Origin of the sequence: Corynebacterium ammoniagenes DSM 20306, assembly GCF_001941425.1 — a bacterium.
GTDB classification, from domain to species: Bacteria; Actinomycetota; Actinomycetes; order Mycobacteriales; family Mycobacteriaceae; genus Corynebacterium; species Corynebacterium ammoniagenes.
The window spans coordinates 1,450,093-1,474,020 of the sequence record NZ_CP009244.1; the positions used below are offsets into that span (position 1 = coordinate 1,450,093).

Below are 23,928 nucleotides of genomic sequence, written 5' to 3' on the forward strand. Positions count from 1 at the left end.
AGTTAGTGCGAATGGGCCAACGTGATTTTCAGTCAGAAAAAGTTGATGTCTTTCGGAAGCCTAAAGCACGTCATCAAAAGGATTAGGGTTGTTCCGCTGACCCGGGGATTGATTGTTTCCATTACCCGCGTTGCCAGAATTTCCTGCAGGTCTGGTCGGTGGATTAAACCCTGCGAAGTTCTGCTGCGGATGTTGTTGGTAATTGTCGTAAATAGGCTCGGCTGGCGTAACCGGCTGGGCTGGAGCGATACCGCCTTCAGCTCCGATTGGTCCAGATGGCGCAATCGGTCCTGATGATTCTTCATCATCTAAATCCATCCACTCTGGGCGTTCGACCCCACGTCGCTTGTCGTTGATCCGGCAAAACTGGAAAGCCAGCTCTACCAATATGGTGATCGCAGCCGACAGAATCATCATTGACATTGGGTCGCCGCCAGGCGTCATGAACGCCGCGAAAATCATGATCCCGACGATGATCATGCGGCGCTTGTCCGCGACATGGTGGTACTGCAAAATACCGACGATATTGAGCATGACCAGAATCAACGGCACTTCGAAACTGACTCCAAAGATCACCAAAAGCGCCAGCATGAAGTTGTAGTATTCATTACCCGTCAGCGCAGTGATCTGGAATTCATCACCCATGCTAATGAGGAATTCCAAACCGAAGGCCACGATGTAGTACGCCAAGACGGCGCCAGCAACGAACAACGTCACCGCGAGGGTCACGAAGGCGATGGTGCCGCGCTTTTCATTCTTGTGCAGGCCTGGGGTGATAAAGCCCCAGATTTGGTAGAGCCACACTGGTGAGGAGAGAACGACCCCGGCCAGAGCGCCGACCTTGAGTCGCAGGATAAACATCTCAAATGGTTGGGTCGCCAAAAGTCGACATTCGCCACTCGGAGTAAACGATGCGCGCTGCTCTGCCGGCAATGAACAGTACGGCCCGCGCAAAATCTCTCCCAAGGGCGCTAATCCGAAAGGAGACGACTGGTACCAGATAAAGCCAAGTACAGTACCCACAGCGAGTGCGAGCAAAGAGACGACGATGCGTCGGCGTAACTCTTTAAGGTGCTCAACGAGGGTCATTTCCCCGGTTTTATTCGCCCTTTTAGCACGTCGCTTTGCTTGCGATTGCTGGAGTCGCTGGATCACTCCACGATTGCCGGCCTTCGCAGGCACGGGATTCCCAGAAGCGGCAGAATTTATGCCTGAGTTCTGCGGTGGCATGCCGTTGGCCATAATCTACTTATCCCCTACCCAAACTTAAACAGCCTCAAAGTAAGCCTCACGACAAAAACGACCGTGAGGCAAGAGGCGTTTCAGAAACCTTATTCGACAGCTTTTACTGCTGCTGTTGAGGAGGGTAGTTGTATCCCTGCTGTGGTTGCTGAGGGTTGCTCCAGTTTTGCTGCTGTGGGTTCGGTTGCTGATCCCAGTTCTGTGGCTGCTGTGGTTGCTGAGGGTTCGGTTGCTGTCCCCAGTTCTGCTGGTCCCACCCCTGCTGTGGTTGCTGCGGCTGCTGTGGGTTGGGCTGCTGTTGCCAAGCCTGCTGAGGCTGCTGTGGCTGTTGAGGTTGAGCCTGATTTTGAGGGTTCTGGCGTGGCTGCATAGTTGGAGACTGCCAGAACTCATCGTTGTCGTCGCCTTGGTTGAGCGCAGCCTGTGGCTTGTTTTCACCGCGTGACTGAGACTCATTGGTCATCTCGGTTACTTCAGACTTGAAGATGCGCATGGAACGGCCGACCGAACGTGCCAAGTCTGGCAGCTTTCGGGCTCCGAACAGCAATACGATCACTACGATGATGAGGATGATTTCTACGGCACCTAGACCAGGCATGAACTAACTCCAGAGATCGGGCGGGTGGTTGAATTTTCAGGCACTCGCAACCTTATTACTTACTATCGCTTTGAGTATAACGAGCCAAAGCCAATTTCGCGTTTTCCACAATGGTGCGCGCGATGTTTTCTGGGCCACTAACGCGGAGCCGGTCAGCATTGCTTAAAGCAAAGCGGACAAACCACGAATCCCTGCCAATTGGCATAGAACCCTCAATCCAGCCATTACGCGCAGTTTCTGCCAAAACAATGTCATGATATTCGGCCAACCAGCTGGCATCTTCATGCAGAAGTAACGTCGCCTTTTCACTAGAACCAAAGCCAAATGGGTCTGTGGGATCGATCTCAGTGACCGCTGATTTGGGGGTGGCATCGATTTTCAGTACTTCAACGTCTCGCATCCGGTCCAAACGGAAAGTTCTTTGAGCATCCCGTGCTTCATCCCAAGCATTGAGGTAAAGCTCCGAATCAGCAAGGAAGACCCGAACGGGATCTACCGTTCTTGAGGTCGATTCGTTTGAGCCCGGCGACCAATACTCAAAGCGGACCTTTCTATTCTCGTCGATCGCAGTGGCTAGCGATGCCTGGATCTTTGATTCTTCGGGTGGTGTTGTTGCCAAAGAATCATAAATACCTTCAGTCTTGGTATCCATAATCCCGCGAATCTTAGAGGCGGCGGACTGTACGGCTTGGGGATCAATAAGACCTGGCATTGACTCAAGCGATTCCAATGCCAACAACAACGCACTTGCCTCCGTGGGAGTCAAGCGTAGAGGCTTATCCATTCCCTGGCTGTCGATGATGTTCACCTTGCGAAAATCCCACGACAAATCGATGAGATCTTCGGTGTTTTGGGTTGCACCGGAGACAAAAAGCGTGTTGAGCGCAGCCGTTAGCTCTTCATAGGTCATGTCTAAATCAGCAGCCGCTTCCATCATGGATTTATCCGGATGACGCCGAAAATATGGCAAGACATTAGTCAAACGCACGAGACGGTGAATGCGCGGGCCTAAAGCGGAAGTTTTCGGCGAGGTTGCTTCGCTCTCTTTGTCGTGGCGCCACTTTGTGGGGGTAGCATTCAAATCGACAAGATTGTCATCGAGTGCAGTGCGTGCGAGTTCAACGATGTCATGACGGATGTCGGCAGGACTTAAGACCTCTGCCGAATCGGCATAAGACAATGCCGTCCGCACCAGCCAATCTGAAGAGACGTTGCTCAGCACATAAGTGCCATCGCCCTTACCCTCGGCTTGCTCAATAAGTTCGTAGGCTTTATCGTCCTCCACCTGCAGAACCGCTGAGGTTTGGCTTCGCTGTAAAGCATCATTGACCAGAGTCTGCAATGACTCCTGAACTGGTGGATGCGTTGCTTTTTCCTCACGCGCTTTTACCTCCGATACACGGAGGATACGAAATACGCGTGGGGCGTCTTTGTGGACGTCGTAACCGACTAGGTACATGCGGTTGTGGTGGATGACCACTCCCCAAGGGTCCATGACTCGTCGCTCGGCTGCGACCCCTGGTTGACGTTTGTAATCAAAGGACATCCGCAGGCCATTGCGAATGATCGTGTTGATATCGCGGATGATGACCGGCTGCACCAACGTCATATCGGATACAGCGGCAAGCACTGGGCTTGGTTTATGCGCGCTGGTCGCTCCAGATGCTGCGAGCTTAGTCAGACCAGATTGCGAAAAAGCGCCCAGGCCGCCGGTATTCCCGAATCCCGCGGCGACGCTTAAGGCCATCGCCTCTTCTGGGGTGAACTGAATATCCGGCAGTGCATATTGTTCGGTGTGCAGTTGATAGTGAGTCAGCCCCGAAGAATCACGCGAATGCGAAATCGGAATGCCAGCATGCCGCAATGCCTGGACATCCCGACGCAGCGCCTTATCAAATGCCTCGTCAGACTTATCCTTATAGTCCTGAACGCTTCGACGAATCCACTCAGCCGTGCGTGTTGGATTACCACCGCTGGTAGCAGCACCTAAAAGAGCTAAATATAAGCTGATGTGCCGTCCCAGTGCGACGTATTCTTGTCCGGCTGAGCCATCCATTGGCTTATCCGCTGAGCCAATTCCCATTCGGTGTGACCTTTCCGCTGAGGTTATAGCAGTCCCACTAACTATTAATCGCGCTTATGTTCCACGATGTAGTCTATCAACCCAGCTAGGCGTTCATCCTCGGAAATGAATGGATCAGAAAATTCCACCACCTGTGGCTCCGGGCGATTAACCTTGAGCCGCGTCCAATCGACGGTGAAATCCGCACCATACTTGCGAGATTCCACGAGGAATTCACCGCGCAACTTCGCGCGGGTCGTTTGCGGCGGAACCGAGACAGCTGCCTCGATTGCGCTGTCTTCTGTCCAGCGGGAAATCAACCCCTTGCGCATAAGCACGTCATACAGGCCGCGACCAGGCCGGATGTCATGGAAAGCCAAGTCAATCTGAGCCAGCTTGGGATGTGACCAATCGCTTCCGAGACGCGCACGGTATTTCTCAAGCAACTCTTTTTTAATGACCCAATCGATTTCCGTGCTGACCTGAGAAAAATCCTGAGTGCGAATGGCTTCTAAGGTGCGCTTCCATAAATCCACGACCTTAGCCAGTTCAGCTGTTGGGGTGCCTTCATCCGGCCGGTGCTCTAACCACGCCTCTGCACGTTGGCACAGCACAGTCTGTATTTCTAATGCGGTCATGACTGACTGGGACGTGGTGGCATCGACAAGCTGTACTTGCGTCTGCCCCGTGGGGTCTAGGGAAATATCGCGAATATGCGCAATCGGATCCTCTACTTCCAAGGAAGGAAGATCGAACTCCGCTTCAATCATTTCCAGCATGAGCACGGTGGCGCCGACTTTCAACGCAAACGTCGGTTCGGCCATATTCGAGTCCCCGACGATGACATGCATGCGCCGGAAACGAGAAGAATCCCCGTGAGGTTCATCGCGGGTATTGATAATGGGGCGCGAACGCGTCGTAGCCGACGAAACCCCTTCCCACACCTGGTCAGCGCGCTGCGAGAGCACAAAGCGCGCTGGAGTTGTCGCCTTTTCCGGGCTGATCATGCCCGCGCCGCAGATCAGCTGACGGGTAATCATAAACGGCATCAACTTCCGGGATATTTCCCGCAAGACCATGTGCCGAGAGATCAAGTAATTTTCGTGGCAACCATAGGAATTGCCCTGACTATCCACATTGTTTTTAAACAAGATGAGAGACTTGGCCAACCCCATGTCGCGCAGCGTCTTTTCGGCCTTTACCGCTAAGTCGTTGACGATGGCATCCCCGGCCCGTTCATAGTTCAGCAACTGGGTAAGGCGATCGCACTCCCCCGTTGCAATTTCGGGATGAGAGCCTACATCCAAATACAGACGAGAAGCATTATCCGTAAAGATATTGGTGGCTTGATGCTTTTCGACGACGGGACGGAACAGCTCCCGCGCTACTTCATCGGGTGTGAGCTGGCGCTGATGGGGCTCGGCTAAAGCCGTGATGCCATATTCGGTTTCTATGCCCATGATACGGCGGGCATAGACCGGGGATTTTTGTCTCTGGAAATTCATGAGCCCTTACTGACCGCCCTTTTGGACGTACGAGCTCACATACTCCTCTGCATTGGACTCGAGCAAGCCATCAATCTCATCCAATAAATCATCCGTGCCCGTGGTATTAATTTGTACTTGGCCAGCAGCCTGTACGTCATCGTCATCCGAATTATCTCCGGAGCCGGAACCTTGAACCTGTGATTGTTTATTAGACATTATTTCTCCTTAATACGTGCTCATTGAAGTGCTTAATTTGAGCCCCTAATGTCGTACTCTAATCGGTTTAATTGTCCGCTGTATAGCAATTCCCTGCTCTTCCAGCTGCTTTACCAGCTCGGAGACCGAGGAAGAAGAATCAATCAACTCTCCTACCTCGTCCTGGTTGAAGCGGTCTACATCGTCAAAGCGAATGTGTGCCAGGGAGGAGGTGGTATCAGCACCATCTTTGTTTTGATGTTCCTGCACCGACATCATTTGCCAGTTCGTGGCTAGAACGTCCTTGCCGAACTTCTCCGTTACGCGGCCGCGGAAATAGGCGCGAGAATCTGACGGCGGAGCAGTCTTTGCCGCGTCGATGACTTCCTTGTCAACCAAGGTTCGCATCTGGCCCTTGCGTACTAAGGCGTGGTAGAGCGACTTGGCAGGGTCAATATCGGTGTACTGCAAGTCGATCAAAGCCAGCTTGGGATCATCTAACCCGACACCGCGATCAATAAAGCCCTTGATGAGGCGATATTTGGCGACCCAGTCCAGCAAGTGGGCGGCGGACATGGGGTCATCGGCAAGCAAGCTAGTTACTTCATCCCATGCCTCAAGGACCTTTTCGTCAACGTCGGTGTCAGCGTGTACGCGCTCGCGATAGATCGCTAAAATCTCCAGCGCGGTCAGCTCACGGCCATCGTGAAGCTGCAGCTTATGGCGTAGCGTGAGATCCCTGCTGACTTTCTTGATTTCTGCAACGGGGTCCGCGAGTCGGAGATCGCTAAAATCTACACCCTTTTCAATCGCGTCAAGCACCATCGATGTCATGCCGAGCTTTAACAGGTTCGAGGTCTGCGACATATTGGCATCGCCCACAATCACGTGCAGGCGGCCCCACTTTTCCGCATTCGCATGCGGCTCATCGCGGGTGTTGATAATGCCGCGATTCAACGTGGTTTCCAGGGTGATTTCCTGCTCCATGTAATCCGCGCGCTGCGAAATCTGAAAGCCTGGTTCCGAGCTATCCTGCTCTAAGCCCACGCGGCCAGCACCGGTGACCACGATGCGGGAGACGAAGAAAGGAATCAGCGTCTGGGCTAGAACCTCAAAATCAGTCTCGCGCGAATACTGATAGTTTTCATGCGAGCCATATGATGCGCCTTTGCCGTCGACGTTGTTTTTATAGAACTTCAATGGCGGGCAGGGCTCATTATTGGCGAGCACTGACCTATTTTCCTTGGTCAGCGCAGCAACTGCGGCACCGGCATCGAGCAAAACCCCATCGCCAGCAGCGTCATAGACCATGGCATCCCACGCATTGGAGCACTCCGGTGAAGAGTATTCCGGGTGCGCATGATCCACATAAAAGCGCGCGCCCGCTGGAGTAATCACGTTTGCCACGCCAATGGCATTGGGATCCACAACCGGCACGGTGCTGTAGCGCTTTAAGTCAAAGCCGCGCATATCCCGCAAGGGATGTTCCTCGGCAAAGTCCCAGCGCGACCTAGCCGTTGTAAACATCGCACCGTAGGCGACCACCGCGTGGGTGGAGGTAATAATCGGCGAAAGCTCCGGCCAGTCCGGGGTGGAAATACCGTACTCGGTTTCGGTGCCTAGGAAACGTGCCATGTAGAACTCCTAAAACCTAAAAACTCAATCTGCACAATTTGCTGACCTTGGCCTAAAGTGCCGCCGGAACCACCATCGATGGTCTTGACCCACTCATCGGCATTTGTCGTGGTGGGCAGGTGCTCACTTTCCGCCTGCTCGGCAGCGATAGCCAGCGAAAGGTGCGAGCGGTCAATGCCCTGCGGCGAGTCTGGATTTTGCAACGAGTCTTTGATCGCAAGCTTCTTCGCCCGCGACATGATGTTGGCAATCATGGCACCCGAGACAAAGTCCCGGTAATGCAAGACGCGGTCGGACCCATCGGCAAAATGGACGCGGACAAACGGCCGGTCCCCGAAGAGTTCTTCGGTAGCAAACTCAATGAGTTCCTCACGCTCGCCTTGGTGCGGAATATCTTCTGGGAAGTGCGAGTCAAAGATATCTTTCGCGCCCTGCTTGTTCGGGCGATTAACGCGCACCTTAATGTCCAAGCGGCCAGGACGCATGATGGCCGGATCGATCAGCTCATCACGGTTGGTTGCGCCGATGATGATGACGTTGTCGAGCTTTTCCACGCCGTCGAGCTCAGTGAGCAACTGCGGCACCACGGTAGTTTCCATATCGGAAGAGACACCAGAACCGCGGGTGCGGAAGATTGATTCCATCTCATCGAAGAAGATGATGACCGGACGGTTGGGCGAGATCGCCGCCAACTCACGCGCGCGTTCAAAAATTAGCCGAATGCGGCGCTCGGTTTCACCCACATATTTATTTAATAGCTCTGGGCCTTTGACATTGAGGAAATAAGAAGAACTCTCCTCCCCCATTTGTTGCGCCAAAGAATTAGCTACAGCCTTAGCAATCAGCGTCTTACCGCAGCCAGGAGGTCCATAGAGCAAGACACCCTTGGGTGGGCTCAGCGCATAATCGCGGTAGAGCTCAGGGTGTAGGAAAGGCAGTTCCACAGAGTCGCGAATCTGCGAGATCTGTGCGTCCAATCCGCCGATGTCCTCAAATGAGACATCGGGGATTTCTTCCAGCTGCAGCTGGGAGACTTCCGTTTTATGAACGTGTTCTAAGATGATGCCGGCTCGGTTATCCACCAACACCGTATCGCCCGAGCGCACCGAGTCGCGCAAATGCTCAGCGATGATAGCGATTGATTCCTCATTATTTCCACCGAGAATCACCGCGCGATCCGAACCGATTCTTTCGGTAATCGTGGCCAGTTGGCCGTCGCGGGAAAAGCCACAGCCTTCCACCACGATGGCGCCTTCACCCAAGCGCACTAATTGTCCGACAACTAAAGAGCCCGGTTCCACTTGCGGGGAAATCTTTAAACGCATGGGTCGGTTATTGGTATAAACCTCCGCGTCGCGCCGCGAGTCATGCGGGCGGCCGGAATAGCCCAAGAAGATGCCGTAGGTAGAGGCGGGTTCGGCTAATTCGTTGACATCCGCTGCCATTTGTTGGAGCTTATTGCGGGAATCTTGCAACAACGAGGCAAGTGAAGAATTGCGTTCACTAAGCTTACGCACCTGAACGCGCAATTCACTCGCGTTGTGGGCGTCCACATTCTTTGCTTGGTCTCGGTTGGATTGTGACATGAGTCCACCTTAGCGCTTCAAGTAACGCCCGCGTCCAACACCACCCTAATTAAGATTAGGCGACGCTTAGCTAAAAGCTAGCAAGCTTCGCTTAACGACGAGCGCGTCGCTTCACAGCTGGAGGTGTTACTCCATCGGCCAGACGGCGGGTCCAGATCAAAAATGCCGTGTGGGCGTTCATGCGGTGCTCGGGACGGGTGGCCAGTCCCTCGACCTTCCAGTCGCGGACCAAAGACTCCCAAGCGCGTGGTTCGGTAAAGCACTCCAACTCGCGCAGGCCTTCCATGACCTTCATCAGCTGCGGGACCGTGGCCACATAGGTCATAAATACCCCGCCCGGGATGAGCAGGTCGCGTACGGTTTCCAAATGCTCCCACGGCTCGAGCATGTCCAAGATGATGCGGTCGACGGGGCCGCCGAGGTCTTCCTGGGTCACATCGCCTAGATCACCTAGTCGCGGTGACCACCACTCGGGCTTGCTGCCAAAGTATTCTTCGACGTTATTTTCTGCGAATTCTAGGTGGTCCTCGCGGATTTCATAGGAAAAGACGTGTCCCTCTGGCCCTACGGCACGCAGCAAAGTCATGGACAACGCACCGGAGCCGGCACCGGCCTCAAGCACCCGCGCGCCCATGAAAATATCGCCTTCCACCAGAATCTGCGCGGAGTCTTTGGGGTAAATAACCGCTGCACCACGTGGCATCGATAGCACGTGGTCGACCATGAGGTGGCGGAAAAGTAGGAAATCCGATCCCAGCGTGGAGGTGACCACGGAACCTTCGTCCATGCCAACAATCTGCGAGTGCTCGATGATGCCACGGTGCGAGTGGAACTTCACGCCTTCTTCCAGAACCAAGGTGTAGTGACGCCGCTTGGCATCGGTAAGCTGCACGCGGTCACCGTACTGAAATGGACCGGAATAAGGCATCTGGGATCTCCTCTTCAACCGCAAAGGTTGGGTAGCTAATTAATATAAACGCTCGATCAGTAACTTTTAACCCACCAAGTATGCCTCAAGCGCATCGATCATCCATAGTTGGTCCTGCACGCCCACCAACTCACGGGCCGAGTGCATGGATAACAGTGGGACGCCGACATCCACGGTGTCAATACCCAGTCGGGTGGCTGTAATCGGACCAATGGTGCTGCCGCACGGCACCGCGTTATTTCCTACAAAGCGTTGCACCGGGACATTAGCGCGCTCACAGGCAGATTCCCACAGGTGGATCGAGGCGGCATCGGAGGCATAGCGCTGGTTTGCGTTGATCTTGGTCACCGGCCCCTTACCAATCAGTGGATGGTGGGTGGGGTCATGCTTGCCCACATAATTCGGGTGCACGCTGTGCGCGGCATCGGCAGAGACGCATGAAGAACGCGCGTAGATCTGACGGCGCTCTTCTTGATTCTTTCCAAGCGCGCCAGCCGTGCGCGTCAGAACGTCTTCCAAAATGGGGCCGGCTGCGCCATAACGTGATGAGGATCCGACTTCTTCGTGATCGAATGCAGACAGAACCAAAACATCGTTGCCAGAGTAATTTTCTACCGCGGCAAGCATGGCCTTAAGGCTTGCCCAGACAGAAGACAGGTTATCCATGCGGCCAGCGGCAACAAACTTGTGTCCGGCGCCAAAGACTTCCCCGCGCTGGGCATCGACGGTGACCAAGTTATACGAGGAGATCTCCGCGGCATCAACATTGAGGTTCTCCGCTAGTACTTGCGCGAAGGAGACCTCATCTTCTTCCAGCGCCACAATAGGTTGGACGTGGACCTGACGGTCTGGGTCGAAGTTCTTCTCGCGGTAGAGGTGGATAGCCAAATTCGGAATGCGCACCAACGCACCGGTATCGACCAACCGCCGGGTGCCATCTTTCAAGACCACTTGGCCGGCGAGTTTGAGCTCCCGGTCGAACCAGGTGTGCAGGATTGGTCCGCCATAGACCTCTACTGCCAGCTGCGACCATCCAACGTTGTGAAAATCGGGGTTGGGCTTGACCATAAAGCCCGGGGAGTCGGTATGAGAACCGATGATTTTGAATCCACCAGTAAAGTTCTCCGGCACAAACCACGCCATCACTGCCCCACCGCGCACCATGACATGCCCACCAGGTGTGGCCGGCCATTGCTGCGTTTCATCCACGCGGTCAAAGCCAGCTTCTTCCAAACGGGAAGCTACGTTTTCAGCCGCGTGATATGAACTGGGTGATTGCTCGATGAAGTCAATAAAATCCGCAATGCTATTTTCCATACCCTCCACTGTGCCATTTCTTGTGCCGCGTTAAGCTTGAGACACCATGAACTCTCCCCATCCTTTTACTTCTAGCTCGACTCCTGCCTCGGAAGAGGCAGGCCAGGATGCATCGTCTAGCATCAAGCGCCGGCCACTTGCGTTGTCTCCCTCGCGCGCCAGTGACTACAAGCAGTGCCCGTTGTTGTACCGCTTGCGTGCCATTGATCGGTTGCCAGAGCCCAAGACCATCGCGCAGGTTAAAGGCACTTTGGTCCACGCGGCATTAGAAAAGACGCATGAACTACCGCGCGCTGAACGGACCTATCCGCGCGCGGTAAAATTTCTCAAGCCCGAGTGGGAAAAAATGTGCGCCGATGATGCAGAACTTGTGGAGCTGGTACCACATGATCAGACCTTAGACTTCCTGATCGAAGCTCGCGATCTGGTCAAAGGGTATTTCCAGATGGAAAATCCGCAAGGTTTTGATGCCAAGGCCGTGGAAATGTATGTGGATACGGTCTTGCCCAACCAGGTTCCTGTCCGTGGTTTTATTGACCGCGTTGATGAAGCACCCACGGGCGAAGTGCGGGTAGTCGACTATAAAACGGGTAAGAAACCCCGGCCACAATACGCACACGACGCGCAGTTCCAGATGCGCTTTTATGCCCTAGTATATTGGCGCATTCACGGCGTTATCCCCGCTCAACTGCGCCTGATGTACTTGAAGGTCTTTGATTCCATGTTTTTGATGCCCTCGCGCGAAGAGCTGGAATACTTTGAGCGCGACTTGGGCACCTTATGGGCCAAGATTGAAGGCGATGGCAAAGAGGGCATTTTCCGCCCGAAAAAGTCCAAGCTGTGCGGCTGGTGCTCATTCCAGGAGCTGTGCCCAGCATTCGGTGGCACTCCCCCAGAATATCCCGGCTGGCCAGGCTCGACGGCAGATTAGCTTGTCGATGCAGACACCCCGCCGATCCACACAATGAATTCTCGGCGGGATGTGCGCTCGGCGCGGTGCTCGCTACAGCTGCGTGGAAACTAGCGAATTAGAAAAGCCCCGTTATTTGCCCCGCGTCGTTGACATCGATGGTGTTGGCGGCGGGTGTCTTGGGCAGACCCGGCATGGTCATCACATCGCCGGTGAGTACTACGTTAAAACCAGCACCGGTACGCGGGATGATTTCCCGAATATGCAAGGTGTGGCCTTCAGGAGCACCGAGCTCACTGGGATCATCGGAGAAGGAATACTGCGTCTTCGAAATCACCACGGGCATGGTGTCCCAACCATTGTCTTTAAGGTACTGCAGGTCTTTCAGGGCCTTCTTGGAGTACTGGACATCGCTTGCACGGTAGATTTCCTGCGCAATGGTCTCGATGGACGCCTCTACGCCCTCGGCAGGATCGTAGAGCTGGGTTGAGGTGCCATCCAGGTGGTCTAGAAGAGTTTGTGCGAGCTTTTCTGCTCCCGCACCGCCTTGGGTAAACACGTCCGCTTCTTCATAGGCCACATCGAAATCTGCCGCCCATTGGCGCATAAAGTCGCGCTCTGCTTCTGTATCTGAATGGAAGAGGTTCACGGCAACGACGGGCTTGATGCCGAATTTGCGGATATTTTCCACGTGCCGCTCGAGATTTTTAATACCTGCAGCCAGGGCATCGAGGTTTTCTTCTTGCAGGTCCTCGCGGGCTACCCCGCCGTTATATTTCTGCGAACGAATGGTGGCAACCACCACCGCGCCATCAACGTTGAGGTCGCCGAAACGAGCTTTGATGTCCAGGAACTTTTCGCCGCCCAGATCAGAGCCAAAGCCGGCTTCAGTTAGCGCAATCTCACCTAGGTTCATCGCTGCTTGGGTAGCCAGCAAGGTATTGCATCCGTGCGCAATATTGGCAAAAGGTCCACCGTGGACAAAGGCGGGCGCTCCCCCGAGGGTTTGCACCAGGTTTGGAAGCAGCGCATCGCGCATGATCGCGGTCAAGGCACCCGCGGCTTCCAGATCATCAGCGGTTACCGGCTTGTCATCGAAAGTGTAGCCAATGGTAATGGCACCTAAGCGTGCTTTGAGGTCCGCTAAATCGGTGGCCAGACCCAAAATAGCCATGATTTCTGAGGCCGCCGTAATAGTAAATCCGGTCTCTGTGGCTGCACCATTGACGGCACCGCCCAGGCCAGTGACGATATTGCGCAGCGCGCGGTCATTGACATCCATGCACCGCTGCCAGGTGACTTTATTCGCGTTGATATTTAGCGCATTACCCTGGTGGATGTGGTTATCAATCAACGCTGCCAAGGTATTAGTCGCTGCGGCAATTGCGTGGAAGTCACCGGTAAAGTGCAAATTGATATCTTCCATGGGCACGATTTGAGCAAAGCCGCCGCCGGCTGCTCCTCCCTTGAGTCCCATGACAGGTCCTTGGGACGGCTCGCGGATAGCCACGATTGACTTCTTGCCCATGCGGTTGAGCGCATCGGTTAAGCCAATGAGAACCGTCGACTTGCCCTCACCCGCCGGGGTTGGTGAAACGCCTGTTACCAACACCAACTTTCCGGGCTTGTCTGGTGCTGGCAGTTTGGTGACATCAACTTTGGCTTTGGTGGTGCCATAAGGAATCAGTGCCTCGGCCGGAATTCCTGCGGTAGCAGCAATATCGGCAATAGGCTGAAGCTGGTGAGCTTGTGCAATTTCTACGTCACTGAGGTGCTTGGTCATATCTTCCATCGTACGCAGGAGAGACGGATTATCCGGCGTTAAAGATGAGATCTATCTCAACTTCGCAAACGGCAAAAGGCCCTCCACAATGGGAGGGCCTAGATAAACTACGTGACGTTTTATTCGTCCAGGTAGAGCTTGCCGCGGAACTCTGGGTGCATCAGGTTTTGAACGGAGAGCACCTTATCCAGGGTTTCTTCATCCATGAGTCCCTTGTCCAAGACAAGATCGCGAACGCCGCGTCCGGTCTCCAGGGATTCCTTCGCAATGAGGTCGCCGTTGTGGTGGCCAATGAATGGGTTGAGGTAGGTGACAATACCAATGGAATTGACGACGTACTCGCGGCAGACATCGGGGTTTGCGGTAATGCCCTCGATGCACTTTTCGCGCAAGGTATCAACAGCATTGCCCATGATACGGATGGACTGGAACAGAGCTTCGCCAATGACAGGTTCCATAACGTTGAGCTGCAGCTGACCCGCCTCGGCCGCCATGGAGACGGTTTGGTCATTGCCAAAGACCTTGAAGCACACCTGGTTAACAACCTCTGGGATAACCGGGTTGACCTTACCGGGCATAATCGAAGAACCAGCCTGGCGTGGTGGCAAGTTAATCTCACCAAGACCAGCGCGTGGGCCAGAAGACAGAAGACGCAAGTCATTGCACATCTTCGATAGCTTCATCGCGGTGCGCTTAATCGTAGAATGCAGCATGACATACGCGCCGCAGTCAGAGGTTGCTTCAATAAGATCTCGCGCGGTCTTCATTTCCAGATCGGTGACTTCGCTAAGTGCGGCAACGACTTGGTGGCGGTAGCCAGCGGGAGTGTTCACGCCGGTACCAACTGCGGTAGCGCCGAGGTTGACCTCCAGCAGCATATTCTGCGCCATGCGCAACACTGCTTGCTCTTCTTGCAGGTTATGGGCGAAAGCCTTGAATTCATCGCCCAGGGTAATAGGGACAGCATCCTGCAACTGGGTACGGCCCATCTTCAAAATGTCCTGGAATTCATTACCCTTGTCGGACAGTGCATCCTGCAATTTATCGATGCGCTCCATCAGGTTATTGATGGAAAAGTACAAGCCCAGGCGGAAACCGGTTGGGTAGGCATCATTCGTTGACTGCGACATGTTGACGTCATCGTTGGGGTTGATGATGTCGTAGCTGCCCTTCTTCTCCCCCAAGTACTCCAACGCGAGGTTAGCGATGACCTCATTGGTGTTCATATTGGTAGAAGTACCCGCGCCACCCTGGAAAACGTCGAGCGGGAACTGGTCCATGCAGCGGCCTTCTTCCAAAATCTGGTCACATGCCCAGACGATGGCTTCTGCCTTTTTCTTCGGCAAAGTGTGCAGTCGACGGTTCGCCATGGCCGTAGCCTTTTTCACCATCACCATGCCGCGAATGAATTCCGGAATGGAGTTGACGGTGACATACGAGATCTGGAAGTTATCCAGCGCGCGCATGGTGTGAACGCCGTAGTAGGCATCCTCAGGGACCTCCAACTTGCCCAGCAGATCTTCTTCGGTGCGGGTCTTGATATTGGAGGTTTTCACGGCCTTACGAGTTTCAACTGCTGGGCCCTTCAATCCGGATGAGTTGGGGATCGCCTGAGCGGGGATCTCCTGCGTTTCAGCAGATTTATCAGTCGACTTGGAAGACTTCTCCTGCGCTGACTTATTCTGCGTCGACTTATCCTGCGTGGACTCGTCCTTCTTGGAGGTTTTGGCCATGTTTGTTTCGCTCCTTGTTCGGATACGTGCGTGGCGGCGCAGCATAAAGCCACGGTGATGTTCTCACCGCGCTTTAACTAGCGGCACCCAGCTAAACTGAAGTGTGCAGCCACAATCGTAACCGCGTTCACATGGCGTACGAATAGAATTGGTTTTTATACCCCTAAATGCGGGCAATGCGTAGTTCAGAAGCCAAAATTGCTTCTGCGCCCAATTTGGATAAATCGTCCATGAGCTGGTTCGCTTGCTTCTTCGGCACCATCGCGCGCGCGGCGACCCAGTTCTTCCGCGCCAGCGGCGAAACAGTCGGTCCGGTCAGCCCCGGCGTAATGCTGGTGGCCGCATCCAAGTTGTCCTCGTGGATGTTGTAATCAATCATCAAGTAATTGTGGGCGTTCAAAATGCCTCGGATGCGTGAGAGGACAACCTGCTCCTCATCGGTAGCCTCAGCGTCCACGCGCTTAATCACTACGGCCTCGGAGTCAATGAGTGGCTCACCAAAGGGCTCGAGGCCTTGTTGACGCAGGGTATTTCCCGTCGAGACCACATCGGCGATCGCATCCGCAACGCCCAATTTGATGGAGATCTCTACCGCGCCATCCAGTCGGATTACTTCCGCCTCGAGGCCGCGCTCTGCCAAGTGATCGCGCACGACATTGGGGTATGAGGTGGCAATTCGCTTGCCGTGTAGGTCCTCAACGGTCCATTCTTGCCCGCGTGGCGCCGCATAACGGAAAGTCGACGAACCAAAGCCCAAGGGAAGAAGTTCTTGCACCTTCACGCGGGAATCAGCAGCCAGATCTCGGCCGGTAATGCCAAGGTCAAGCAGTCCCTTGGCTACGTAGATGGCAATGTCTTTGGGGCGGAGGAAGAAAAACTCCACGCCATTGGCTTCATCAACAATATTGAGAGCCTTGCTCATGCCGCGAGATTTATAACCAGCCTCGCTGAGAATCTTCACAGCCGTCTCGGACAAGGAACCTTTGTTGGGTACAGCGATTTTAATCATGGAAGCGCCCTTCGATTTTCTCAGTCGCACATTCGCGATGAACGCCTTCTTGGCAAGTGCGAATGCGGTGGGGATTTACAGATATTTGTAGATGTCTTCAAGCGTGATGCCACGATGGTGCATCATCACCTGGGTCCAGTAAATCAGCTGTGACATTTCTTCAGCCAGCTCCTCGTCGGACTGGTATTCCGACGCAATCCACACTTCACCGGCTTCTTCGATGATCTTTTTGCCAATAAAATGGGCGCCCTTGTCTAATGCTTCCACCGTGCCCGAGCCCTCAGGCCTCTCGGCGGCTTTCTGTGCCAATTCATTAAACAAAGTCTCAAAGTTCTTCACGGTTACCTATTGTTCCATAGGTAGCGGATTTCGCGCGGCATCGCCCGCCTTTTACCCCGAAATGCGGGCAAACCAGTCATAGACGTCGGCAGCTTTCGCCCCATTCAAGTGCTTATCGCCTCGCAGCTTGTCGATGCCCACAGCACCTTCTGGAATCTCCACCTGGTCATGTTCCGGCAAACCAATGACGTGGCATCCTGCGGCTAATGCAGCGCGCATTCCAGTGGTGGAATCTTCGAAGACCAAAGCATCTGCTGGGTCGACTCCCACCCGACGTGCGGCTTCCAGGTACATATCGGGGGCAGGCTTGCCTTCGGCAACCTCATCGCCGCAAATGGTATCGACGAAGAAATGGCGCCCCACTGTGTCAATGGCAGAATCGGCTACGTGACGAACTGTATTGGTCGTCACCAGCATCGGTATGCCATCGCCTTTAAGCTGGGTGAGCAGATTTTGGATCCCGGGAAAGACTTCTAGACGCTCGGCAAAAAGCTCCCGCGTCTTATTAAAGGTCAGCGCTCGATACTTCGGATAGTCCTCCTCGCGAAGTTCAACTCCAGCTGCGGCAGCGCATACTCGCAAAGTGTTTTCAAAAGTAGAGCCCACCGTGAGTTGGCGTTGTTCTGGGGTTAAGCGCTTTCCCAGTAGTTCGGAGAGGAAATAGGTAGCTTCCTCCCACAGTGGTTCTGAGTCGGTTAAGGTGCCGTCCATATCCCAGAATATGGCGAGAGGTTTCTTCATGAATGTGGTGTAGATGCTTTTCTCGTTAGTAGTCGTTATTAAAAATATGGCGGCATAGGACATGCCTAAGCCCTCGCGACGCGGCACAGCGCGGTGTACTTGCCATGCAGTGACGCGAGGAAGGGTTGAGCTTAGAAGACCGCGCTCTGGCTAGTCTAGCTCGGGCAATTCATTGAGGGCCTCGTCATCAGCGCCGGTATCTGCAGCTGCTTGAGCGATGAGCTCGTTGAGCTCCTGCTTTTCCTCTGGCTCGATGATGGCATCGTGATTTTTACGGTTGAACGCTTCCAGCTCCTCAAAGAACGGTGTCACAGCGCTTTTTAGCTGTGCACCGGTTGGATCATCTGGAATGTCGTCAAACGATGCGAAAAGACGCTCGAGAATCGTGCGGAGTGCAGGAAGAGCCTTCGGGTCAAAAGGCTGATCCCAAAATTCCTTTTCATCTTCGTTGAGGTAGTCACCCGTCGCGAATGACTCCAGGTTGCTCATAAACTCGTCGATCTGTGGCTGATATGTGGCGCGAATGCTCATGAGAAATATTGTCCCCTATAACTAGGAAATGCGCACGCCCAATAGCCCATCGACGGCAGTCGCTACTACCCCAGCTGCCTCCGCAGTCGTTGGTTTCTTCGCCCATTCATCGATGACGTTGAGGGCGCCAACGGTATCCAAGTCATTAGCCAAATACTCACGAAGAGCTTGGACGGTCTCCTCGGCTGCCTGTTGCGCAGCTGCCGCATCGATACTTGCATCTGCATCGTCAGTCTCGGCGACGGCCGTACGCCAAGTATTGAGGCGCTCGACGGCGGTGCTAAGAACCTCATCGGACCAGTCGCGATCACCGCGGTAGTGGTGTGCGTACAGACCTAGGCGGATCGCGGAAGCTTCTGCACCTTGCTCTACTAGCTTGTGCACGAAGACCAAGTTGCCCAATGATTTCGACATCTTGGTGCCATCGAGGCCAATCATGCCTGCATGAACATAAAACTCCGCCATGCGGTCAACGCCCAAGCCTGCTTCTGCATGCGCTGCGGAATACTCATGGTGGGGGTATTTCAGATCCGAGCCGCCGCCCTGGATCAAAAATGAAGATCCCAAGCGGTTAGTCGCAATCGCTGAACACTCGACGTGCCAGCCAGGGCGCCCAGCGCCAAATGGTGATTCCCACGATGGCTCCCCTTCGCGCGCTGCACGCCACAGGAGTGCATCGAGTGGATCCTTTTTGCCCTCGCGGTCTGGATCGCCGCCGCGCTCAGCAAAGAACTTCTCCATGGTTTCGCGGTCATAGTTGGATTCATATCCGAACTGTGAGGTTGCGTCCACAGATGCATAAACATCGGGGTACTTGGCATCATCAACCGCATAAGCCGCGCCGTTGTCGAGAAGCTTCTGGGTTAAATCGATGACTTCATCAATGGACTCGATCGCGCCAATATAATCCTGCGGTGGATACACCCCGAGTTGTTCCATATCCGAACGGAACAGATCAACCTGACTTTCGCCAAGTTCACGCCAGTCCACACCATCGCGTTCTGCGCGTTCGAAAAGCGGATCATCTACGTCAGTAATGTTTTGCACGTAGTGAACCTTGTGGCCTTGGTCTTGCAACATGCGGTAGATGACGTCGAAAGTAACGTATGTAGCCGCGTGTCCGAGGTGGGTTGAATCATAGGGGGTAATGCCGCAGACATACATTGTCGCGGTATCGCCTTCGACGCGAACCGGCTTAATTTTTTCATCCGCAGAGTCATATAACTTAAGCGACGCTGCGGAGCCTGGAACGGACGGTACGGAGGGAATTGGCCAAGATTTCATGCCTGCTATCGTACCTAGCCTTTGCCCTAATGCTTAAAAGGGCTGCAGTACTCCGATGCCCAGCAAGACCATGACCAAGATGCCCACTGGAATGCGGTACGCCGCGAACCACTCGAAGGAGTGGTTGGATACGAACTTCAGCAGCCAAGCAATGGAGGCATAACCAACGACGAATGCAATGGCGGTGCCGATAAGCAACTGCATTCCCGAAGCGGCCTGGCCAGCGGCAGGATCAAAGGCATCGGGAAGCGAGAAAATTCCGGATGCCAGCACAGCTGGAATTGCCAACAAGAAGGAGAAGCGAGTCGCTACTTCACGATCTAGGCCCAAGAAAAGACCACCGGAGATTGTTCCGCCGGAGCGGGATACGCCTGGGATCAGGGCCAAGCACTGACACAGGCCCATGACGATCGCATCTTTCATCGTCAGATCTTCAAATCCTCGCTCCTTTTTGCCTACGCGTTCTGCGACGATAAATACCAAGGAGAACAAAATAAGCATCGCGGCGGTAATCCACAGATTGCGAAGAGCATCGCGGATGAGGTCTTTGCCTAACAGACCAAGCACACCGATTGGAATGGAGCCAACGATGACAAACCAGCCCATTTTCCAGTCTTGCCCGCGGGAGTCTTTATCTACCCAGCCTTTGAACCAGCCGGTCAGGATTTGCCAGATCATCTTGGCGAAAAAGACGACGACGGCCAGCTCGGTGCCGAGCTGGATCACTGCAGTAAACGACGCACCTGCATCCTGACCCCAAAACAATTCGGAGACGATTCGCAGGTGGCCGGACGAGCTCACCGGCAGAAACTCGGTCAGTCCTTGGACAATAGACAGGACGACAACCTGGATCCAGGACATGTCCGTCATCTCGGTCGTAGCTTGGGCAAGAGTCAGATTTTCCACGCCGGTAATCCTACCCAACTCACGGTTCTTTCCTGGTAATGCCGGGTGATAGACTAGACCATCGTGTATTCTTCCTCTGGTGCGAAAAAGTTCTTAGTCGGCATGGTCGCTGCATCTTCGCTGGTCATCTCAGCTTGCAGCTATAATCCAAATGAAGGCAATGATACTGAGGTGCAAGGCGATGCCACTCCAGCTCCATCGCCCGAGGCCGACAATCCCGCTGGTGAGGTCAAAGAACACGCCGAAATAAGTGATATCGCTCATGTTGGCGACACGCTTGCTGTTCTCTCCGACGATTCAATTACTTTTGGCTCTGCTGATTCCCTCGGAGATCCACTGAATGTTTCTGCTGAATGCGGCGGCTTGACCACCTCTGTCGATCATTTCTTCATTGGATGCGGTGACAAGGTGTACAAGATTGATCCGGACAACCCAGGTGATCCACGAGTTATCCCAGTCGACGTGGACTTCCCTGTCACGGCTGCGACCGAACTGTCGTCGGGAGAATTATTCTTAGCCTCGAACGAAGTTGCCGATATCGTCATTTATAAAGACGGCGAGGTCATTGATGAGTTCGCGACAGAAGAACCTGCTGATCAGCTTTTTGCTGTCCCCAACCAAGACGAAGTTGATAACGTAGTTCGCACCAATCGCAAAGAGACCACTATCCAAAACTTGGACTGGGAAAACTCCCGTGAAGGTGGACGGCTGCGCGCGGGTCTTGGCCTTGGCCAAGCAACCGTGGGAGAAGATGGCACGATCTTAGTTTCTGACACCGTCGGCGGCCGGCTTATGGTTTATACCTCCGAAGACGTTGTGCGCCAGCACCAGTTCGGGCCAGTTAACGGTTCGCCGTGGGGCGTGTCCTGGGATGAGGAACGCCAGATCGCGTGGGTTACCACCACTGATAATAACTTGGTGCACGGCTTTGATATCTCCACCGGTGTGCCTGAGCTAGTCACTTCACTGTCTACTGTTGCTGATGCCCAGCACGTTGAGGCACTGGACAACGGTGACTTGGTTCTCGGTTCTGCTTCCGGTGATGGCTTGCAAATCTTTTCCGCTGCTGAAGTCGATGAAGCCGTGGACAACCCAGAAGAGTCCTAGACTCTAGATACAGCTCTAAGATAACGATAATTTACTGAAAAGGCTCCGATAAATGTTCGGAGCCTTTATTTCCACCGCGGGAGGACTACACGACGATGAACTTTGTTAATACACTCGGGAAAAGTGCGGGCCGAGTGGGCAACGCTGCTCGCCGAACCGCCTATGAGCTCGCCCTCAAAGCTATGTTCACCATTGATCCAGAGCGGATTCACATCATCGCTAACAAGGCTATGTCGACGTTAAACAAGGTCCCGCCGGCTTATAAAGCGTTGAACGCATTACTGCCCGTTAAAGACTCAGTCCTTGAACAAGAAGTCTTTGGTCTAACTTTCCCACGCCCTTTGGGCCTGGCTGCGGGCTTTGATAAAAATGCCGCTGCGGCGGATGCGTGGTCTGCCGTTGGTTTTGGGTACGCGGAACTTGGCACCGTGACGGCAAAGGACCAGCCGGGCAATCCACAACCGCGGCTATTTCGTCTGCCTGAAGATAAAGCAATCTTAAACCGCATGGGCTTTAATAATGCCGGTGCTGCGGAAGCTGCCCGTAATCTGCGGAAACGTAAGACTGACAACGTCATCGGCATCAATATTGGCAAGACCAAAGTCACGCCGGCTGAAGAAGCAGTCGCTGATTATCGTCGTTCCGCATCGTTACTGGGAGACCTAGCTAATTTCTTGGTGGTCAACGTCTCCTCCCCTAATACTCCGGGGCTGCGCGACTTGCAGGCCGTTGAATCGCTGCGTCCTATTCTTTCTGCCGTTCAAGAATCTACTTCTGTACCAGTATTGGTGAAGATTGCTCCTGATCTCTCCGACGAAGACGTCGATGCCGTAGCTGATCTGGCCGTCGAGCTCGGGCTCGCTGGAATCGTTGCAACCAACACGACCATTTCACGCGATGGGCTTAATTCCGATGACCAATTCGTGCGCGAATTAGGCGCGGGTGGCATATCTGGCGCGCCAGTTGCAGCGCGTTCACTCGAGGTACTCAAGCGTTTGTATGCACGAGTTGGCGATAAGTTGGTCATTATCTCCGTCGGCGGAATCAACACCCCACAACAAGCGTGGGAGCGCATTACTAGCGGCGCCACTCTCCTTCAGGGCTACACCGGTTTAATTTATGGTGGGCCAGACTGGGTCCGCGATATCCACCGTGGGCTTGCGCGGCAGATCCATGCCCATAGTTTGAGCAATATCTCGGAAGCTATTGGCTCAGGACTTTCCTGGAAGCATGCTTAAAACAGAAAAATAGCTGGGGCTGCCACACAAATCTGTGTGGCAGCCCCAGCTATAGGTTTTCTACAGCCTTCTTCTTTAAGCCTTGGGCATGACAGAACGGCGCAAAATCAGCGCACACAGGAGCGCTGCGCCTCCGTAGAGCACCAAGAAGGACTGGTGCTGGACGAGATAAACATCTTGCGGCAAAAAGCGGCTACCAAAAATAAGTAGCACGGCCACGGCCAGCGCTACTACCTGGGCAACACTGGCTTTTTGATCCTTGCGCACCGTAGCAAAGCCACCCACTAACAGTGCCGCAATAACGATAGCGACACGGATTGGTGTCCACTCAAAAGGTGCTCCCCATCCGTCGGTAAAGACTGCGACTAGTGCCAGCAGAAATAGTACTGCTGCCAGCGCCATAAACGCGCCGCCTACCCGAACTTGAATCGGAATGCTCACGCCCGCGGACTTATCCGTGCGCTGAGAAGACTGTGGGGAATTGTTTGCCATAGATAGTTAGACTAACTGGTCGCCTTACTTTTGTTCGTACCAACCCCACAAGATGGAGCGACCAAGGGTGTGGAAGTAGATATTGAAGCCCAAAACTGTTGGTGAGGCGTCAGGATCGATATCGAGGGTCTCCACGTCAAGAGCGTGTACCGCGTAGAGATAACGGTGTGGCGCGTGGCCAGCTGGTGGCTGAGGGCCATAGTATTCACGCTGCCCGCCGTCGTGCTTCAAGGAGATGACCCCATCGATTCCAAGATCAGCCTTCGAGCCAGCGCCCTGTGGAAGTTCAGTGACATCCGCCGGGATATTAAATGCCGCCCAGTGCCAGAAACCCGCACCAGTGGGCGCATCAGGGTCAAGCAGAGTGACTGCTAAAGACTTCGTGCCTTCTGGAAGGTTTGACCATTCCAGGTGAGGTGAGACGTTGGAAGGAGCGCGAAACTTCTCTTCAATCTCATCACCATCAACGAAGTCATTCGACGCCAGCGCGAATGATGGAGGGTTACCTAGTGGTTCATAAGGATCTGGACCGGGAAAACGTGGTTCGTTGTAATTAGCCATACGTCCATTTGTACCGGACATCACAGAAATTTTCTGTGACTTTTTGGATCTCTCCCATCATGGCATTAAACAGGCATTCGCTCACCGACTACTAAATATGTCCTCCGTCCATTTTCGGAAGATTCGTCATGGAGTATCCGGAGTCGATACCCTCAAGTCACAACGATGTATTTTAAACGTGCACTCAACGACTAGCTCGACTGAAGTTTAGTATCTTGAGCTGGCGATTTGTATGGCGAGCTGA

At 54.0% G+C, this 23,928-nt stretch carries 22 protein-coding genes; 3 read left to right on the forward strand and 19 right to left on the reverse strand.

Annotated features, from left to right (window positions below):
• Nucleotides 1-60: 60 nt before the first annotated feature.
• The 9 genes from tatC to CAMM_RS06695 form a co-directional block, all read right to left on the reverse strand.
• Nucleotides 61-1,089 carry a twin-arginine translocase subunit TatC gene (gene tatC / locus CAMM_RS06655; protein WP_077715837.1) on the reverse strand — a complete coding sequence of 343 codons (1,029 nt, stop codon included), beginning with the start codon at nucleotides 1,087-1,089 and terminating at the stop codon, nucleotides 61-63.
• Between the two features lie 256 nt (nucleotides 1,090-1,345).
• On the reverse strand, nucleotides 1,346-1,840 hold the full coding sequence (gene tatA / locus CAMM_RS06660) for a Sec-independent protein translocase subunit TatA (protein WP_003845803.1): 495 nt from the start codon (nucleotides 1,838-1,840) through the stop codon (nucleotides 1,346-1,348).
• A gap of 55 nt (nucleotides 1,841-1,895) precedes the next feature.
• Nucleotides 1,896-3,923 (reverse strand): helix-turn-helix transcriptional regulator, encoded by a 2,028-nt coding sequence (locus CAMM_RS06665; RefSeq protein ID WP_003845804.1) that lies wholly within the window; start codon nucleotides 3,921-3,923, stop codon nucleotides 1,896-1,898.
• 44 nt (nucleotides 3,924-3,967) lie between these two features.
• A complete protein-coding gene (gene pafA / locus CAMM_RS06670) occupies nucleotides 3,968-5,407 on the reverse strand; it encodes a Pup--protein ligase (RefSeq protein WP_003845806.1) in 1,440 nt (479 codons plus the stop codon).
• 6 nt (nucleotides 5,408-5,413) lie between these two features.
• Nucleotides 5,414-5,605 carry a ubiquitin-like protein Pup gene (locus CAMM_RS06675; protein ID WP_003845807.1) on the reverse strand — a complete coding sequence of 64 codons (192 nt, stop codon included), beginning with the start codon at nucleotides 5,603-5,605 and terminating at the stop codon, nucleotides 5,414-5,416.
• Nucleotides 5,606-5,650: 45 nt separating this feature from the next.
• Nucleotides 5,651-7,219, reverse strand: a complete 1,569-nt coding sequence (dop, locus tag CAMM_RS06680) for a depupylase/deamidase Dop (protein ID WP_003845808.1) — start codon at nucleotides 7,217-7,219, stop codon at nucleotides 5,651-5,653.
• Nucleotides 7,204-8,805, reverse strand: a complete 1,602-nt coding sequence (arc, locus tag CAMM_RS06685; RefSeq protein ID WP_003845809.1) for a proteasome ATPase — start codon at nucleotides 8,803-8,805, stop codon at nucleotides 7,204-7,206. The genes dop and arc overlap by 16 nt, the downstream gene beginning before the upstream one ends.
• A gap of 91 nt (nucleotides 8,806-8,896) precedes the next feature.
• A complete protein-coding gene (locus CAMM_RS06690) occupies nucleotides 8,897-9,733 on the reverse strand; it encodes a tRNA (adenine-N1)-methyltransferase (RefSeq protein WP_003845811.1) in 837 nt (278 codons plus the stop codon).
• Between the two features lie 66 nt (nucleotides 9,734-9,799).
• A complete protein-coding gene (locus CAMM_RS06695; RefSeq protein ID WP_003845813.1) occupies nucleotides 9,800-11,050 on the reverse strand; it encodes a M18 family aminopeptidase in 1,251 nt (416 codons plus the stop codon).
• 46 nt (nucleotides 11,051-11,096) lie between these two features.
• Between CAMM_RS06695 and CAMM_RS06700 the strand changes: the two genes are divergently transcribed.
• Entirely contained in the window at nucleotides 11,097-11,981 is an 885-nt protein-coding gene (locus CAMM_RS06700; RefSeq protein WP_077715803.1) for a RecB family exonuclease, read from the forward strand.
• A 97-nt stretch (nucleotides 11,982-12,078) separates the two neighbouring features.
• Here the strand turns inward: CAMM_RS06700 and CAMM_RS06705 are convergent, their stop codons facing one another.
• From CAMM_RS06705 to CAMM_RS06740, 8 genes are all read right to left on the reverse strand, one after another.
• Nucleotides 12,079-13,743, reverse strand: coding sequence for a formate--tetrahydrofolate ligase (locus CAMM_RS06705; protein ID WP_040354560.1), 1,665 nt, complete (start codon nucleotides 13,741-13,743; stop codon nucleotides 12,079-12,081).
• Between the two features lie 119 nt (nucleotides 13,744-13,862).
• Nucleotides 13,863-15,476, reverse strand: a complete 1,614-nt coding sequence (gene aspA / locus CAMM_RS06710; protein WP_003845822.1) for an aspartate ammonia-lyase — start codon at nucleotides 15,474-15,476, stop codon at nucleotides 13,863-13,865.
• 163 nt (nucleotides 15,477-15,639) lie between these two features.
• Complete coding sequence (hisG, locus tag CAMM_RS06715; RefSeq protein WP_003845824.1) at nucleotides 15,640-16,485, reverse strand: ATP phosphoribosyltransferase; 846 nt, start codon at nucleotides 16,483-16,485, stop codon at nucleotides 15,640-15,642.
• Between the two features lie 75 nt (nucleotides 16,486-16,560).
• Nucleotides 16,561-16,824, reverse strand: coding sequence for a phosphoribosyl-ATP diphosphatase (locus CAMM_RS06720; RefSeq protein ID WP_003845826.1), 264 nt, complete (start codon nucleotides 16,822-16,824; stop codon nucleotides 16,561-16,563).
• 51 nt (nucleotides 16,825-16,875) lie between these two features.
• Nucleotides 16,876-17,565 carry an HAD family hydrolase gene (locus tag CAMM_RS06725; protein WP_147581051.1) on the reverse strand — a complete coding sequence of 230 codons (690 nt, stop codon included), beginning with the start codon at nucleotides 17,563-17,565 and terminating at the stop codon, nucleotides 16,876-16,878.
• 150 nt (nucleotides 17,566-17,715) lie between these two features.
• Entirely contained in the window at nucleotides 17,716-18,096 is a 381-nt protein-coding gene (locus CAMM_RS06730) for a hypothetical protein (RefSeq protein WP_003845828.1), read from the reverse strand.
• Between the two features lie 21 nt (nucleotides 18,097-18,117).
• Nucleotides 18,118-19,380: a cysteine--1-D-myo-inosityl 2-amino-2-deoxy-alpha-D-glucopyranoside ligase gene (gene mshC / locus CAMM_RS06735; protein WP_003845829.1), complete on the reverse strand. Its 1,263-nt coding sequence runs from the start codon at nucleotides 19,378-19,380 to the stop codon at nucleotides 18,118-18,120.
• Nucleotides 19,381-19,413: 33 nt separating this feature from the next.
• The gene (locus tag CAMM_RS06740) at nucleotides 19,414-20,241 is read right to left on the reverse strand and encodes an undecaprenyl-diphosphate phosphatase (protein WP_171974903.1); all 828 of its coding nucleotides are present in this window, start codon (nucleotides 20,239-20,241) and stop codon (nucleotides 19,414-19,416) included.
• 108 nt (nucleotides 20,242-20,349) lie between these two features.
• On the opposite strand from CAMM_RS06740, the gene CAMM_RS06745 reads away from it, so the two are divergent.
• Complete coding sequence (locus CAMM_RS06745; protein ID WP_040354565.1) at nucleotides 20,350-21,393, forward strand: NHL repeat-containing protein; 1,044 nt, start codon at nucleotides 20,350-20,352, stop codon at nucleotides 21,391-21,393.
• 95 nt (nucleotides 21,394-21,488) lie between these two features.
• The gene (locus tag CAMM_RS06750; RefSeq protein WP_003845832.1) at nucleotides 21,489-22,631 is read left to right on the forward strand and encodes a quinone-dependent dihydroorotate dehydrogenase; all 1,143 of its coding nucleotides are present in this window, start codon (nucleotides 21,489-21,491) and stop codon (nucleotides 22,629-22,631) included.
• A 75-nt stretch (nucleotides 22,632-22,706) separates the two neighbouring features.
• Here CAMM_RS06750 and CAMM_RS06755 read toward each other — a convergent pair whose 3' ends face one another.
• Both CAMM_RS06755 and CAMM_RS06760 read right to left on the reverse strand, forming a co-directional pair.
• Entirely contained in the window at nucleotides 22,707-23,123 is a 417-nt protein-coding gene (locus tag CAMM_RS06755; RefSeq protein ID WP_003845833.1) for a hypothetical protein, read from the reverse strand.
• Nucleotides 23,124-23,147: 24 nt separating this feature from the next.
• Nucleotides 23,148-23,684: a YbhB/YbcL family Raf kinase inhibitor-like protein gene (locus CAMM_RS06760; RefSeq protein WP_003845834.1), complete on the reverse strand. Its 537-nt coding sequence runs from the start codon at nucleotides 23,682-23,684 to the stop codon at nucleotides 23,148-23,150.
• Nucleotides 23,685-23,928: the final 244 nt, after the last annotated feature.